This is a genomic window from Roseivirga sp. (assembly GCF_034669765.1).
GTDB lineage: Bacteria > Bacteroidota > Bacteroidia > Cytophagales > Cyclobacteriaceae > Roseivirga.
Genome location: NZ_JAXMOQ010000001.1, coordinates 353,317 through 368,281, shown reverse-complemented (window position 1 = coordinate 368,281; position 14,965 = coordinate 353,317). Strand labels below are relative to the sequence as shown.

Sequence of the window (14,965 nt, the reverse complement as noted above, 5' to 3'; positions counted from 1 at the left end):
GAATAACGGATTTGAATTACTTTGGGTCAAGAATGTTACTCACCTTTTCCAATGCATCTTCTAAATGTATTTTCGACATTCTATCAGAAGTTCTTGGAATAGCAGTTTTGATTCTAGCCTGCAAAGTTTTCAGTTCTGCTCTCGCTACTGAACTAATATCAGATTGGGTCTCATCGTTCATTAATGTTGCCATTCTGTCGATATAACCACTCTGCAAGTTTCTTCTATAAGTATCAATTGTTTTACCAGCTGACAATTCAGACCAGATACCGTTTCTAACATCGCTGAATAATTCAAGCATTCCGTAAGCAGCGTTTCCGTTTAAAGCTTCGTTTTCAATAACTCTACCTAGTTTTCTTGGTTCTAAAACGGAGTTTAAAGTCCTCACTTGCATAGATTTCATAGCAGTAACAGCACCATCATCTTGAAGTCTGTTCAAAATTTCATTGTCAAGAATCCATTTTGGAGTATTGAACAATTGATCGTTTAAGAACTTAACGGCCTCTTTTTGTTTGGCTTTTGGAGCGTGCGTATAAACCGCACCTTCTTGGTCAACTGTTTTGTAATCTTCTTTTACGCCACCAACATAACGCCCAACATGACCCATGTATCGGTTGAACTGAGACTGAACCTCTCCATACATTTCTTCCAATTCTGTATAATCAGAACCTTGTACATAAGTCCATTTTTTCAGGTTGTCCATGATTATTTTCAGGTTTCTGATTCCGTAATCACTTGCCTTCATCGCATCATCACCTAAGTCTTCGCTTTGAGCCGTGTAATCATTGCTGTTACCTTGACGTCCATATCTGTAAAGTGGGTCACTGTTTTTATCTTCGATCCACTTTCTTAAAGTTGGTAGTTCAGCCTCTGGGCTATTTGCCTCTAAAATTGGTCTATAACCCCATGCGATTGAGTATTTATCATACACTCCCACTTCTGGCATTAAAGCAACTCCCTTATCTTCTGGTTGTGCTATGTAATTGAAACGCGCATAATCCATTAGAGATGGAGCTGTACCCATTCTTTTGGTGAAATCGGCAGACCTCAATGAATCTACAGGGTAAGCATTACTTGAGCCGAAGTTATGTGGTAAACCTAAAGTGTGACCTACTTCATGAGAAGACACGAAACGGATCAAACGAGACATTACTGCATCGTCAAATTCTGGGCTTTGTGCTTGAGGGTTGATTGCAGATGTTTGAACAAAGAACCATCTTCTCAATAAAGTCATTACGTTGTGGTACCAGTTGATATCACTTTCTAGAATTTCACCAGAACGAGGATCACTTACGTGTGGTCCGTTTGCGTTTGGAATTGGAGAAGCTAAATATCTAACAACAGAATATCTAACATCTTCTGGGCTCCAATCTGGATCTTCTTCTGGTGTCGGAGGTGTTTTAGCAATAATGGCATCTTTGAAACCAGCAGCTTCGAAGGCTACTTGCCAATCTTCAATACCATCTTTAATCGCTTTTACCCACTTTTCAGGAGTTGCTCTATCGATATAATAAACGATTTGTTTCTTAGGTACAACCAATTCTCCTCTACGGAATTTAGCCATGTCCTCATCTCTTACTTCAAGTCTCCATCTGTCCAAGTATCTTACGTCTTTTGATTGCTGAACGTCTAAGCCATAATCAGTTGTTCCTCTAGCAAACCAACCAACTCTTTCATCATAAAGCCTTCTTTGCATTGGCACTTCAGGCAAAAGAATCATTGAGTTACTCATTTCAATAGTAATGGCTCCGTCTTCTCTAGAAGATGGAGAATCACCCGCTAGGTATGTTTTAACGTGTCTAAGCTCAATGTTTTCTGGATAGCTGCTCACTCTAGTTACATAAGAGCGATCGTTGTCCATTCTTGAAACTTTGTATTGGGTTCTTGAACGCTGAGGTATGCCAAGCGGCTTAATGTCGCTAGTCAATAATGACGAAGCATCAATCACTACACCGTTACCATTTTTAGATAAAGCTTCAACTTGGAAAGACGCCAAGATTGGGTCTAAATTTGAATTTTTAACTGCTTCGCTAATTGGGAGGTCATCATCCGCTGTTACTTGAGTTGAGATAATTTTGAGGAGAATTTTATTCTCATAACGCTCCCATCTTAGCATTAATGTGCTTGTTTTTCCACCACCAAAACCAATGCCTGAAGCTGTCTTGGCAATTCGGGAAACCATAAGCATATCTCTTTTCAAGAGGTCATTAGGAATCTCAAAAAAGTATTTATCTTCAATTTTGTGAACCTTAAAAAGGCCATCATCTGAAACGGCATCTTTTGTGATTACCTCATCATAAGGCTTTGGATCACCTTTTTTAAGTTTAGGCTTAGGATCTTGTTTTGGCGCAGCGGCAGCTGCGGCTGCTTTTTCAGCTGCTTCTCTTTTTTCCTTCCTAGTTTGCCCATAAGAGTTATCTGCGAACCCTGTGAGCAAAAATAAGACGGCCACAGCAACCAAAAACGGCCTTTGTGCAATCATTTTAATCTTTTTCATTCCTTTAGTGGTTTAATAATTGTGGCTTAAGCTAATTGCTTATGTTATACGGTTCAGCCTATATTACTTGAAAGGTGCTTTGCAATTATAAAAGGGGAATGTAAAATTGAAAAAAATAGCAATTATTGGTGGAGGTTTAGCGGGTTTAGTGAGTGCTGTACGACTTTCCCGAATGAATTTTGAAGTTTTGCTCTTTGAAAAAAGGCAGTATCCCTTCCATAAAGTCTGTGGTGAATACCTTTCAAACGAGGTTCTAGACTTCATGAATAGGGAAGGACTTCTGCCTACAAACTATGATTTTCCGCAGATCAATAAGTTTCAAATCAGTGCTTTGGCCGGCCAGTCCTTAACAATGCCACTTGATTTGGGTGGCTTTGGTATTAGCCGCTTTGTGCTCGATGATTTTTTGGCGAATAATGCCAGAGAATCTGGGGCTCAGATTATTGAGAATACATCCATAAGCGAAGTAGCGTTCATAGAAAATCAATTCGAACTAAAGTCTATTTCAGGTGAAGTTTACCATGCCGATTTGGTGATAGGAGCCTATGGTAAAAATGGGGTGCTGGACAAAAAACTTGAGCGGAATCATTTGAATTATGAAGCTCCTTTTATTGGCGTAAAACACCACATCAAAACGGATTTCCCAAGAGATTTAGTGGCCTTGCATAATTTCGAAGGAGGTTATTGCGGCATCGTTGCCATTGAAAATGATCAATTTAACCTCTGCTATTTAGGTAGAAGAGAAGATTTGAAAAGAGCAGGTTCCGTAGAAGAAATGGAAGCACAGGTGCTTAAAGTAAATCCATTTCTAAAATCCATTTTTGAGAATGCTGAATTTGTCCACGAAAAACCTGTGGTCATAAATGCTTTTTCCTTCCGTCCCAAAAAGTTAATCGAAAACCACATTCTGATGTCTGGAGATACGGCCGGTTTGATTACTCCTTTGTGCGGTAACGGAATGGCCATGGCAATTCACTCCGCTAAAATCCTCTCTGATACGATTGCTGAACATGCGAGCTCAGAGCAATGGGATAGACAAGGGCTGGAAGCAGCTTACACGGCCCGGTGGAATGCGACTTTCAAAAGACGGCTTTGGGTGGGCAGAAAAACACAGTCCTTCTTTGGTTCAAAATGGAGCAGCAAGGCAGCCCTTTTGGTAATGCAGCGCTCACCATGGCTTGCAAAAAAGATTATGAAAAACACCCACGGAAAACCGTTTTAGTATTGACCGACTGCCGTTAAAATATTGGTGGAACCTAGAAAAAAGTAGAGAAAAAACCCACCCAAACAGGTGGCCGAAATGAAATTAAGCCACATGGTGTTTTTGTAATTCGCCTTGCTTTCATTTTTCAACACTGCCAAAAACCAGCCTACAAAAAAGAGAACAATCGGAATCATTGCGAGAATAAACGTCCACCCGTATTTGGTTTGATGATAGGCATCAAAATAGACGAAATAGAGCACTGATGCCATCACAAAAAAGACAGCAGTGAACAGGAAAGTGCCTCTAATTCCCAACTTAATACTGAGCGTTTTATCACCTCTTTTGGCGTCTTCTTCATGTTGATAAATTTGGGTCATAGGATAAGCGCCCCAAAGAATTACAGAGGCTAAAAGCCCAGGTATAAATACATGAGGTTTTAAAATATGGCTGAATTCAAAATTATTCAGACCAATGTAAATGATCCAAACTACCCAAGCGCCTTGAAAAAGCCCCGCGATGAACCAACTTAGGAAAGCGTACTTTTTTAGTCGAATGGAAGGATGGCTGTAAGCCCTTGATACTAGAATATAGACAAGTAGCATTAGGGTCAATGTCCAGTTGTTTTTGAACTGCCAAATGGAAAGTGAAATTCCAATAATGTCGAAAAGCCAAGCCATATAAAGCAGGTTTTTATCTACTGGAGGAGGGTTTTTCAGGCCTCCAATGCTTTTTTCATCCTTATCGAAATAGCTGTTGAAAGCATTACTCGCAGGGTAAATAAAAAGGTGAAGTATGATAAAAAGCCAGAGTAGACTAGGCTCACTTAGGTTGGGGCTAATAGAAATTCCAAAGAAATAGATAGGGAGAAGAAAGTAGCTAAATGGAATTCTTAAATGTAACCAAGTTGACTTTTTAAACATATGTGGAAGTTATACTGAACAATTTAGCGGAAAAAAGGATAATATAGAACGTGAGATCAATCATATCAGCCATAGGCACAGCAGTTCCTGAAAACAAAATTTCTCAAAGTGAAATCTTTGAATTCATGGCGAACGCCCATGGATTTGAAGATAAGGATAAAACCCGATTAAAGGCGCTTTATAGGGCCAGCGGAATTCAAACCCGTCATTCTGTAATTCCAGATTACAGTAGCCTAAATATGGAAGACTGGAATTTCTACCCAAAAAGTAAAGACCTCAGTCCTTTTCCAACGACTCATGAACGATCGCTTTTGTACAAAAATACAGCTCCAGATTTGGCCATGCAGGCAGTGAAAAACTGCATTAAGAAATCGAATGTAAAGCTTGACGAAATCACTCACTTAATTACCATAAGTTGCACTGGAATGTACGCACCTGGTTTGGATATTGACATGGTCAATGGACTGAAGTTAAGACCAGATGTTCAGCGTACGTGTATTAATTTTATGGGCTGCTATGCGGCCATAACGGGCATTCGAACTGCCGATGCTTTTTGCAAAGCCGATCCAAAGGCTAAAGTTTTAGTGGTTTCGACAGAGCTTTGCACGATTCATTTTCAGAACAATCCAGACGAGGATAATTTACTGGCAAACGCCCTTTTCAGCGATGGAGCTGCCGCCCTTTTAATGACCTCTTCGGAACAAGGGAATAAAGGATTATCACCTGTCGCTTTTCATAATCAAATTCTGAACGATGGTGGCGAGAACATGGCTTGGAACATTGGCGATTTCGGTTTCGAAATGAAGCTTTCTTCTTATGTGCCTACGCTTATTGAATCGGGCATTGCTGGAATGATTGATCAACTGAAAAAGAAAATGGGAGGAAGTTCTATTCAGCAATACGCCATTCACCCAGGGGGGAAGCGGATTTTAGAAGTGATTGAGCAAGAACTAAATCTTGACAAAAACGATAACCGTCATGCCTATGAGGTACTCCAGAACTATGGAAACATGTCGTCAGCTACTTTAATCTTTGTTTTAGAAAAGTTGATGGAAGAGAAACCCCAAAAAGGAGAACATTGTCTTTCCGTAGCTTTTGGCCCCGGCCTGACTTTGGAGTCGATGGTGTTAGAGGTTTGTTAGCTCATAAATTATATCTTAATTCATAATAAATCTCGCCTGTGCTTAAAAACCGATCATACGAAGAAGAATTAATGGATGACCTCGAAGCTTCTGGCGAAGTAATTCCGCAGACGCTAAAGGAGTTAGAAACCATCAATAAATGGCTCGGTGGAAATTTTGTGACCATTAATGGTTTGGATCAGCTCGTTCGGTCAAAAACGAAGGAGAAACTTGTGATTGCCGACTTGGGTTGTGGCGGAGGCGATATGCTAAAACTTGTTGCACAGTGGGCAAAGCAAAGAAAGCTAGAAGTTGAACTGGTTGGCTTTGATGCCAATCCCGCTATTGTGGAATACGCGATTGATAATTGTAAGGCCTACCCGAATATTCGTTTCGAAGTGTGTGATATTTTTTCAGAAACATTTAAAGAAAGGCAATTCGATGTTATTCTTTGTACGCTCTTTACACACCACTTTACCGATGAACAACTCATCAATATTTTTAATCAGTTTAAGACTCAAGCAAAAAAAGGGACGGTAATTAATGATTTGCATCGCCATGGCTTGGCTGAGTTTTTAATCAAATGGCTGACTCACTTTTTCTCTAAATCTGAAATGGTGAAGAACGATGCTCCGCTTTCGGTAAGGCGGGCCTTCAAAAAAGCAGAGCTAGAGAAAATCATGAATCAAGCCGAGATTCCGTTTTTCAAGTTGCGCTGGATGTGGGCGTTTAGGTGGCAGTTGATTTTTTAGTTTTCGAAGTAAAGAACCCTCCAAGGGTTTCAAACCCTTGGAGGGTTGACATATTTAGCTTTCCACCCAACTCACTTTTTCTTCAATTGGGCCGCGTTTTCCTGCTGGCCATTTGTCCGTTTTTAAGTTTCCTACATAGAGAAACCCGAGTAGTTTATCTTCGGCACCCAAGCCAAAAAAGCTTTTGGCTTCTTCTTTATAAGTAATTCCGCCCGAGCCCCAATAACAACCAATGCCATGTGCGGTAGCCGTTAAATACATGTTTTGCACGGCACAGGCCACAGCCGCAACTTCTTCGATTTCTGGTACATAGGCTTTTGGGTCGCGTTTCATGCCAATGGCTATAATATGCGAAGCCATCAATGGCTTGGTGGCCAGTTTTTCAAATTTTGATGCATCAAAATTGCCAGCCTTTGTGGAAAGTTCTTTATAAAGCTCCGATTGAAAAGTAGCAAGTTTCTTCAAGCCTTCGCCCTTGAAAACCACAAAGCGCCAAGGCTCGGTGAGTTTATGTGTGGGTGCCCAATTGGCATTCTCCAGCATTTCTTTAATGATGGTGTCATCCACGGGCACATCGGAATACATGGCTGGATATATAGATCTGCGGTTTCGGAGCAGGTTATTGGTTTCTTCTATCGAAAATTTCATATCGTTCTAACTTAAAAAACTGAAAACAGATTGAGTATGATGTGTGTGCTTTTTCAAACAGGCTATTCACACAACACTTTCTCGTCTCATAAATTCCATCCTTAAAGTGACTTTTGATTAAGCCTTCGTCAAAGGAGTATTAAAGGTAGAAAAATACATGATCGTTTTAGATAAAGCATGGTTTGGTATTGATATGCTTCCGCAACCAACGGACTCCACTTGTGGGCCCACTTGCTTGCAAGCAGTATATCAATATTATGACGACTACATCTCCTTAACCGATGTTATAGGCGGAGTTAAGGAACAGAAAAGCGGAGGCACATTGGCGGTAAATTTAGGCAATCATGCTTTAAAGCGCGGTTACAAAGCCACACTTTATACCTATAACCTCAACCTATTCGATCCGTCATGGTTTGATGCAGATGCGTCCGATTTACTTCAGAAATTAGCTTTGCAAAAAAAGTACAAACCGCAACGCAGAATTCAGTTTGCCTCGGTAGCTTATATGAAGTTTCTGAAAAAAGGAGGGGAAATCAAGTTTCAAGATTTGAGTCCAGACTTGATCAAGAAATTCCTCTTCGCTAAGCAACCAATTTTAACAGGCTTAAGCGCCACTTATTTGTATGGCAGCAAACGTGAAATTGGCGAAACGGTAACCGAATATGACGATTTGAGAGGCTTGCCAGTGGGTCACTTTGTGGTACTGAATGGTTATTCTGAAGAAACGGGAATGGTATCGATTGCCGACCCACTAAAGAACAATCCAATGAACAACGGTGAGCAACACTACAAAGTAGAAATTCATCGCCTGATCAATGCGATTATGTTGGGGATAGTAACCTACGATGCCAATTTATTAATTATTGAACCAAGAGATAAAAACCAGTAATGTCGAAACTAATAGTTACAGAGAACCCAAAGAAATGGAATTTTGATATTCCTGGCGTAGAGGTTATTTCCGCCAGAGAATACTTTGCAAACGAAGGATTAAGACACCTGAACAAGGTTAAAGTGATTAACCTCTGCAAATCTTATCAGTACCAAAGCACGGGATATTACGTGTCGCTTTTGGCGGAAGCCAGAGGCCATAAAGTATTGCCAGAAGCTTCCACTATTCAAGACTTCCGCTACCCGGCCATGATCAAGGACGATGCGCAGGATTTTGATGAAGTGATTCAGAAAACCTTTAAAGGGAGTACAGAAACTAAAGTTGAACTTAGGATATATTTCGGTTTTACGGGCAGTGCACACACCACTAAACTGGGGCTGTTGCTTTTTAACCTTTTTCAAACGCCAATTTTAAAAGTGGTTTTTGTAAAGAAAGAAAAATGGGCATTGGAACAACTTAAGCCGCTCAATATTCATGACTTAACCGAAGAAGAACGCAGCACTTTAAGTGGGCAACTTGGTCTTTTTCTCACCAAAAAAATGGTGGTGAGAACGAGTAATCCAAGAAGAAAATTCGATTTGGCAATTTTGATCAACCCAGAAGATGATAATCCACCATCGGATGCGAAAGCATTACAGAAGTTTGTAAAAGCCGCGGAAAAAACGGGTTTCAATACTGAGATAATTACCAAAAACGATTATGCTAGACTTACGCAGTTCGATGCGCTTTTCATAAGGGAAACCACGAACGTAAACAACCACACTTTCCGCTTTGCTAAAAAAGCCGAGGCTGAAGGCTTGGTGGTTTTTGATGACCCAATGTCGATTTTGAGATGCACCAATAAAGTGTATTTGAACGAGCTGATGACCAGCAATAAAATCCCGGTGCCGAAATCGACCATTATTTCAAGAGATAATTCAACACCAGAGACTGAAAAATTGCAGTTCCCTTTCATTCTGAAAGAACCAGATGGTGCCTTTTCACGCGGTGTAAAAAAGGTGAAAAATAAAGAAGAGTTGAAAACACTTCTAAAGGGCTTTTTCAAAGGGTCAGAATTGCTGATTGCGCAAGAATTTATGCCAACGCCTTTCGATTGGAGGGTTGGGATTATCAATAACGAACCGCTTTATGTGTGTCGCTATTACATGGCGCGCGATCACTGGCAAATTGTAAACTGGAAAGAAGGTGATAAGCAGGTACTTGGAAATGCCGACACTTTAGCGGTAGAACAAGCTCCTGTAGGTTTATTGCAAACCGCATTAAAAGCTACAAAACTGATTGGTAACGGACTTTACGGAGTGGATATCAAAGAAGTGAATGGGAAATTCTACGTCATAGAAGTAAACGACAACCCGAACATTGATTCGGGTGTGGAAGACAAGATTATTAAGAACAAGCTCTACGAACGCATAATGGAAATTATGCTGGAGCGCATAAAAATGAAATAAGTAAAATGAGCAATACAAACCGCCTGCATCTGTTCGAAGCATTTGGAATAGAGCTGGAATACATGATTGTGGATATAGACACCCTCAATGTGAAGCCAATCGCAGACGAGGTGTTCAAATCTTTGACCGGAGAATACACCGGAGAAATAAATATGGGGCCAGTAACTTGGTCCAACGAATTGGCTTTGCACGTGCTTGAACTTAAATGCTCGTACCCAACCAAAGATTTGGTGCAACTGGGCGTAGATTTTCAAGAAGCCATTGAGCAAATGAACGAGCTCTTGAGCACTTTTCATGCACGATTAATGCCAACGGCTGCCCATCCTTGGATGGATCCTGAAACGGAATCTTTCCGTTGGACGCATGACAATGGTGAAATCTATGCCGCCTACGACAGGATTTTCAACTGTAAAGGTCACGGCTGGAGCAACTTGCAAAGCACGCACATTAACCTGCCCTTTTATGACGATGAGGAGTTCTCAAAACTGCATGGTGCCATTCGTTTGATTTTGCCTTTGCTGCCTGCTTTATCGGCCAGCTCGCCTATTATTGGGGGTAAGTTTACCAACTTTTTAGACAAACGTTTAGATTACTATCAGAACAATCAAAAGATTATTCCTTCCCTTACGGGGAAGGTGATTCCGGAAGCTATTTTCTCTAAAAGGACCTATAGAAAATACATTTATAGCCAAATTGAAGAAGACATTGCTCCACATGATCCAGATGGAATTTTAGATCCAATTTGGTTGAACTCACGCGGAGCCATTGCTCGCTTCGATCGTGGTGCGATTGAAATCAGAATCATTGATATTCAAGAATGTCCAGCCGCAGACTTGGCCATCGCTAACTTGGTCATTGCCTTTTTACAAATGCTTACGGAGGAGAAAATCATGACTACCGAAGTGCAGCATGAATTTAAAACCACCGACTTACAAGCCATTTTCAAGGGAGTAATTAGGCATGGTGAAAACACGGTAATCAACGACAAGGAATACCTAAAAGCTTTTGGTTTTAATCCTTATGAGGAAGTCACCGCTGGTGATTTCTGGAGGAAAATGCTGATCAATTTACATGTAATGTACCCTGAAAGGCTGGCGCCTTGGTACGAACAAATCCATATGATTTTAGATCAGGGAACTTTGGCCAGTAGGATTTTGGCCAGCACCAACGAAAACTACGAGCACAGTAATCTGAAAATGGTGTATCGTGAATTGACCGACTGTTTGGAAAACAACCAAATGTTTGATCCATGTCTGGAAGGAGCATTTTAATTAGCTGCGAACATGCGGGTAACGAATTGCCTGAGAGTTATAAATACTTATTTAAAAGAGGGAAAGAGGTGTTGGAGTCGCACCGGGGTTGGGACCCTGGTGCTGCTATTCTTGCCAGTTACCTTGGGGTGGAGTTGGCCGTTCCGGTTTTTATGCACCCCACTTCTCGGTTATTGGTAGAGGTGAACCGGTCTTTAAACCACCCTCACCTCTTTAGTGAATTCACCATTGAGCTTGAGTCTTCGGTAAAGCAGTTTTTGCTCAATAAATACTATCGCCCTTACCGGAATGCAGTAACCGATTGGATTAAGCGTGAAACAGATGCCAAAAATGAAGTAGTTCATTTTTCCATACACTCATTTACGCCAGTTTGGGAAGGCAAAAAACGCCCCACCGATATCGGTATTCTCTTCGACCCAAAAAGAAGGTTGGAGAATAAAATAGCATTGGAGTTAATGGAGAAACTTAGAGCGTTAGCGCCTCTACTTACCATCGACCTGAACGAGCCTTATAAAGGCACTGATGATGGTTTTACCACCACTTTACGCAAGAAGTTTGGCGTTAAAAGCTACTCAGGTATCGAAATCGAAGTCAACCAAAAGTTCTTCTTTAATAAGGAGTTGGACTTTGTTAAAAGTGTTCTCTCGCCTGCATTAAAAGGCCTTGAGTGATAATGTGTAACTAATGCCGTTTTTTTATGGAAATGGCGCTATCTATTCATTTCTAGGAATGGTTTGAGACGAATCATTTACTGGTAGTCTGGCTTAAATACTAAATGGAATTTGATAATGTCTGCGTTTTGAAACCCCTATATTTGTAAGGTTAAGAAAACAGACCATGCAGCAACTACTTCAAGATGTTATCGTGCTTGCCAAAGAAACCGGAGAATTCATTCGGCAAGAATCCAGAAAATTTGACCATTCTAAAATTGAATACAAAGGGAAGAACGACCTTGTTTCTTATGTAGACAAAGAGGCGGAAAAGCGAATTGTTGCTGGCTTAAGTAAAATATTACCTGGTTCTGGCTTTATAGCCGAAGAAGGCACCTCCACTAAAAAATCGGATACCTATAATTGGATTGTTGATCCGTTAGATGGCACCACCAACTTTGCACACGGCATTCCTGTTTTTGCAGTATCAATTGCCTTGATGAAGCGTAATGAACTAACATTGGGCGTTGTGTATGAAATCAACCGCGATGAGTGTTTCCATGCTGTAAAAGGGCAAGGCGCATTTTTAAACCACTTTCCTATTACGGTTTCTCCCATAAAGACTTTAGACAAATCATTATTGGCTACGGGTTTTCCTTATTACAACTTTGAGCAGATGTCTCAGTATTTGGTCATTCTCGATGAATTTATGAAATCTACCCATGGTTTACGCAGAATGGGCAGTGCTGCAGTAGATTTAGCCTACACCGCTTGTGGTCGTTTCGAAGGATTTTTTGAGTACAATTTACAGCCTTGGGATGTAGCAGCAGGTGCCTTAATTGTAAAAGAAGCAGGGGGAATGGTGAGTGATTTTAAGGGAGGAGATGACTATATTTTCGGAAGGCAAATCATTGCTGGCAACGAAGTACAACCTGCCATGCAACAGTTAATTCAAGAGCATTGGTTTTGATAACAAGGAGTGATGCATGTCTTTATTTGGAATAATTCTAAATAAAACCGAACTTCGCCAGCGAGTTTTGGGTTAACCTTTCAAAAGATCAGCAAAATGCAAGAGGTAATTGTAGGGATAGTGTTTTTAGTAGCGGTACTCTTTATTGGGAGGCACTTTTATCACCAATATAAATCTGACAAAGGCTGTCCGAAAGGTTGCGGCTCATGCGATATTTCTAAAGAGGTGAAGAAGTTGGACTTTAAAATGCCTGAGCATCTTAAGAATTAAGCCCAAACCCTTGTTCCTTCAGAACAATTCTTACACATTTCAATTTCACTTCTGGATTTAATCAGCGACTGACGAAAATTCTGATAAGCTTTTCCTTTCCAAACCTGTTCAAAACTTTCGGCTTGCATACTGCCTAATTGGTAATGCGCATCCTTATCGAAACAGCAGGGTACTACTTTACCGTCCCAAGTGATTACACAGGAGTGCCACATTTTCCAACAATGGTCGAGTAATCGGTTTTTGATCTCCCATTTCCCATTGGCCTTTTGGCGGTAACGTGCGTACTTCTCAATTGTAGGTATTAGCTCAGAACCGTTTTCGTAATCGTAAATTTGGGCAGTTTTAAAAGCGACTTCGTCCACACCCAATTCTTTGGCCAGTTTTTGCACATCGTCTAACTGATGCTGGTTTGGCTTTACCACCAAATATTGAAAAATGACATGTGGGGTTTTACTCTTCAACTCCTTCTTCCAACGGATAATGTTCTTTGTGCCCTCAATTACCTTTTCCAGTTTCCCACCAATGCGGTATTGCTCATAAGTTTCTTGTGTGGTGCCATCAATGGAAATAATAAGTCGATCTAAACCAGACTCCACTGTAGCCTTTGCATTTTTATCGTGGAGGTAATGGGCATTGGTCGAAGTGGCCGTATAGATTTTCTTTCGCGAAGCATATTTTACATGGTCTAAAAAGCTGGCATTTAAATAGGGTTCACCCTGAAAATAGAAAATAAGATAGGTAAGCCGAGGTGCTAGTTCGTCAATGGTTTTTCGGAAAATTTCATCGGTGAGCATTCCCGTATCGCGTGAAAAACTGCGTATTCCACTCGGGCATTCAGGGCAACGCAAGTTACACGAAGTGGTGGGCTCTAAGCTAATACTAGTGGGCATTCCTAAATGGTTTGCCTTTTTTGTGATTTTTGAAAGCCAATAGCTACCCACTAACTGGAACATATTCCATAACCGAAGGGGCGTCAGTTTTGATGCATAATTTAGCCCATCGGTGAAATTTCTGTTCATAGCGTCAAATTAGGTTGGCAAAGTTCACTTTCAAAACCGATATGGGTTTTTAATCAAATAAGTCTCTTTATCTTCGTACAACACAATCTTATTACGAATGAAGCGGTTAGTACTTTTTTTCAGTTTACTCCTTTTTGTTTTCAGTGCGCAGGCGCAGTTTCCACGACTTTCCGGCCAAGCTGAAATCAGTATTATCACCATTGGCCCAGGGGCTAATTTGTATGATAGCTTTGGTCACGGTGCTATTCGAATTCAAGATTCATATTTGAGTTTTGATAGGGTCTATAACTATGGGACATTTGATTCTTTCGAAGACGGTTTCTACTTAAAGTTTGCTCAGGGTAAGTTAAATTATAAACTGTCAATTCAGGATTTCAAACGTTTTTTGGGGAATTATCAAGCCCAAAACCGATGGGTAACCGAACAAGTTTTGAGCCTTAGCCAGGCAGAAAAACAGCAAATATTTGAGTTTATAGAGAACAACGCCATTCCTGAAAACGCTTACTATTTATACGATTTCTTCTATGACAACTGCGCCACCAAGTTGCGCGATGTGGTGAGCAATGTTATAGGTGACAAACTCAAATTCAACAACGATCACCTTACAGAAGAAAAGACCTTTCGTGACCTGATTCAAGAGAATACTTTTAACTTTCCTTGGTGGGACTTTGGGATTGATATTGCTTTAGGAGCAGTGATTGATGTTAATGCCACACCAGAAGAGCATATGTTTTTGCCCGATTACATAATGAAGGCTTATGCGAATGCTACTATCACAAGAGACGGAGAAGAAGTTCCAGCAGTAAAAGCAACGAATAAGCTTTTCGAAGCGGATTATTATGAAATTCACCGAGAGACCATTTCGCCTTGGATGGTCTTTTCATTCCTCATGATTATTGTGGTGGTTTTCACCTATAAGGATACCGCTAATAATACAAGGGCTAGGTACTTAGATTTCATGATTTTGTTCGTTACAGGTTTAGTTGGGGTAGTGGTAGCCTTGCTTTGGTTTGCTACTGACCATACCGCCACGGTTAAAAACCTAAATTTACTTTGGGCATTTGCGCCTAACCTCATTGTAGCCTTTTATGTAGCCAAGAGAAGAGCTCCAGGGTGGACACGTGTATATGTTCGCTTACTCTTTATTATGCTTATAGGAATGACCTTTATTTGGGTTTTCCAGCTTCAGGTGTTTTCTATTGCTTTACTTCCAATCATGCTGCTCTTGGCTGTGAGATATGCCTTCTTATGGGTGAAGGGTTTGGCTTAGCCCAATCACTTTTCTTAACTCCTTCAATTTAAATAA

General features: G+C 40.6%; 14 protein-coding genes. 10 read left to right on the top strand and 4 right to left on the bottom strand.

The genetic code is table 11. From position 1 onward, the window contains the following. Positions 1-16 precede the first annotated feature (16 nt). Positions 17-2,497: a zinc-dependent metalloprotease gene (locus VOI17_RS01715; RefSeq protein ID WP_323755507.1), complete on the bottom strand. Its 2,481-nt coding sequence runs from the start codon at positions 2,495-2,497 to the stop codon at positions 17-19. Positions 2,498-2,603: 106 nt separating this feature from the next. On the opposite strand from VOI17_RS01715, the gene VOI17_RS01710 reads away from it, so the two are divergent. After that, positions 2,604-3,719, top strand: a complete 1,116-nt coding sequence (locus VOI17_RS01710) for an NAD(P)/FAD-dependent oxidoreductase (protein ID WP_323755506.1) — start codon at positions 2,604-2,606, stop codon at positions 3,717-3,719. Here VOI17_RS01710 and VOI17_RS01705 read toward each other — a convergent pair. Next, the gene (locus VOI17_RS01705; protein ID WP_323755505.1) at positions 3,716-4,621 is read right to left on the bottom strand and encodes a UbiA family prenyltransferase; all 906 of its coding nucleotides are present in this window, start codon (positions 4,619-4,621) and stop codon (positions 3,716-3,718) included. The genes VOI17_RS01710 and VOI17_RS01705 overlap by 4 nt on opposite strands. Positions 4,622-4,671: 50 nt before the next feature. Between VOI17_RS01705 and VOI17_RS01700 the strand changes: the two genes are divergently transcribed. Both VOI17_RS01700 and VOI17_RS01695 read left to right on the top strand, forming a co-directional pair. Continuing rightward, complete coding sequence (locus VOI17_RS01700; protein ID WP_323755504.1) at positions 4,672-5,763, top strand: type III polyketide synthase; 1,092 nt, start codon at positions 4,672-4,674, stop codon at positions 5,761-5,763. Positions 5,764-5,801: 38 nt separating this feature from the next. Next, positions 5,802-6,494 (top strand): methyltransferase domain-containing protein, encoded by a 693-nt coding sequence (locus VOI17_RS01695; protein ID WP_323755503.1) that lies wholly within the window; start codon positions 5,802-5,804, stop codon positions 6,492-6,494. Positions 6,495-6,548: 54 nt separating this feature from the next. Here VOI17_RS01695 and VOI17_RS01690 read toward each other — a convergent pair whose 3' ends face one another. Then, positions 6,549-7,142: a nitroreductase gene (locus VOI17_RS01690; protein WP_323755502.1), complete on the bottom strand. Its 594-nt coding sequence runs from the start codon at positions 7,140-7,142 to the stop codon at positions 6,549-6,551. Positions 7,143-7,299: 157 nt separating this feature from the next. Here VOI17_RS01690 and VOI17_RS01685 point away from each other — a divergent pair, with 157 nt between their 5' ends. The 6 genes from VOI17_RS01685 (at position 7,300) to VOI17_RS01660 (ending at position 12,640) form a co-directional block, all read left to right on the top strand. Continuing rightward, a complete protein-coding gene (locus VOI17_RS01685) occupies positions 7,300-8,031 on the top strand; it encodes a peptidase-C39 like family protein (RefSeq protein ID WP_323755501.1) in 732 nt (243 codons plus the stop codon). Next, positions 8,031-9,479, top strand: coding sequence for a RimK family protein (locus VOI17_RS01680; RefSeq protein ID WP_323755500.1), 1,449 nt, complete (start codon positions 8,031-8,033; stop codon positions 9,477-9,479). The genes VOI17_RS01685 and VOI17_RS01680 overlap by 1 nt, the downstream gene beginning before the upstream one ends. A gap of 5 nt (positions 9,480-9,484) precedes the next feature. Beyond that, the gene (locus VOI17_RS01675; protein WP_323755499.1) at positions 9,485-10,750 is read left to right on the top strand and encodes a carboxylate-amine ligase; all 1,266 of its coding nucleotides are present in this window, start codon (positions 9,485-9,487) and stop codon (positions 10,748-10,750) included. After that, a complete protein-coding gene (locus VOI17_RS01670; RefSeq protein ID WP_323755498.1) occupies positions 10,729-11,421 on the top strand; it encodes an N-formylglutamate amidohydrolase in 693 nt (230 codons plus the stop codon). Before VOI17_RS01675 ends, VOI17_RS01670 begins: the two co-directional genes overlap by 22 nt. A 166-nt stretch (positions 11,422-11,587) precedes the next feature. Then, a complete protein-coding gene (locus VOI17_RS01665; protein ID WP_323755497.1) occupies positions 11,588-12,370 on the top strand; it encodes an inositol monophosphatase family protein in 783 nt (260 codons plus the stop codon). A 96-nt stretch (positions 12,371-12,466) separates the two neighbouring features. Then, on the top strand, positions 12,467-12,640 hold the full coding sequence (locus VOI17_RS01660; protein WP_323755496.1) for a FeoB-associated Cys-rich membrane protein: 174 nt from the start codon (positions 12,467-12,469) through the stop codon (positions 12,638-12,640). Here the strand turns inward: VOI17_RS01660 and VOI17_RS01655 are convergent. Then, a complete protein-coding gene (locus VOI17_RS01655; protein ID WP_323755495.1) occupies positions 12,637-13,659 on the bottom strand; it encodes an SPASM domain-containing protein in 1,023 nt (340 codons plus the stop codon). The genes VOI17_RS01660 and VOI17_RS01655 overlap by 4 nt on opposite strands. A gap of 97 nt (positions 13,660-13,756) precedes the next feature. On the opposite strand from VOI17_RS01655, the gene VOI17_RS01650 reads away from it, so the two are divergent. Beyond that, the gene (locus tag VOI17_RS01650; protein WP_323755494.1) at positions 13,757-14,929 is read left to right on the top strand and encodes a DUF4105 domain-containing protein; all 1,173 of its coding nucleotides are present in this window, start codon (positions 13,757-13,759) and stop codon (positions 14,927-14,929) included. The last annotated feature ends 36 nt before the right edge of the window (positions 14,930-14,965 follow it).

Coding starts and splice junctions, on each gene's coding strand:
- VOI17_RS01715 (WP_323755507.1), bottom strand. CDS start 2,497: ATGAAAAAGATTAAAATGATTGCACAAAGGCCGTTTTTGGTTGCTGTG.
- VOI17_RS01705 (WP_323755505.1), bottom strand. CDS start 4,621: ATGTTTAAAAAGTCAACTTGGTTACATTTAAGAATTCCATTTAGCTAC.
- VOI17_RS01690 (WP_323755502.1), bottom strand. CDS start 7,142: ATGAAATTTTCGATAGAAGAAACCAATAACCTGCTCCGAAACCGCAGA.
- VOI17_RS01685 (WP_323755501.1), top strand. CDS start 7,300: ATGATCGTTTTAGATAAAGCATGGTTTGGTATTGATATGCTTCCGCAA.
- VOI17_RS01680 (WP_323755500.1), top strand. CDS start 8,031: ATGTCGAAACTAATAGTTACAGAGAACCCAAAGAAATGGAATTTTGAT.
- VOI17_RS01675 (WP_323755499.1), top strand. CDS start 9,485: ATGAGCAATACAAACCGCCTGCATCTGTTCGAAGCATTTGGAATAGAG.
- VOI17_RS01670 (WP_323755498.1), top strand. CDS start 10,729: ATGTCTGGAAGGAGCATTTTAATTAGCTGCGAACATGCGGGTAACGAA.
- VOI17_RS01665 (WP_323755497.1), top strand. CDS start 11,588: ATGCAGCAACTACTTCAAGATGTTATCGTGCTTGCCAAAGAAACCGGA.
- VOI17_RS01660 (WP_323755496.1), top strand. CDS start 12,467: ATGCAAGAGGTAATTGTAGGGATAGTGTTTTTAGTAGCGGTACTCTTT.
- VOI17_RS01655 (WP_323755495.1), bottom strand. CDS start 13,659: ATGAACAGAAATTTCACCGATGGGCTAAATTATGCATCAAAACTGACG.
- VOI17_RS01650 (WP_323755494.1), top strand. CDS start 13,757: ATGAAGCGGTTAGTACTTTTTTTCAGTTTACTCCTTTTTGTTTTCAGT.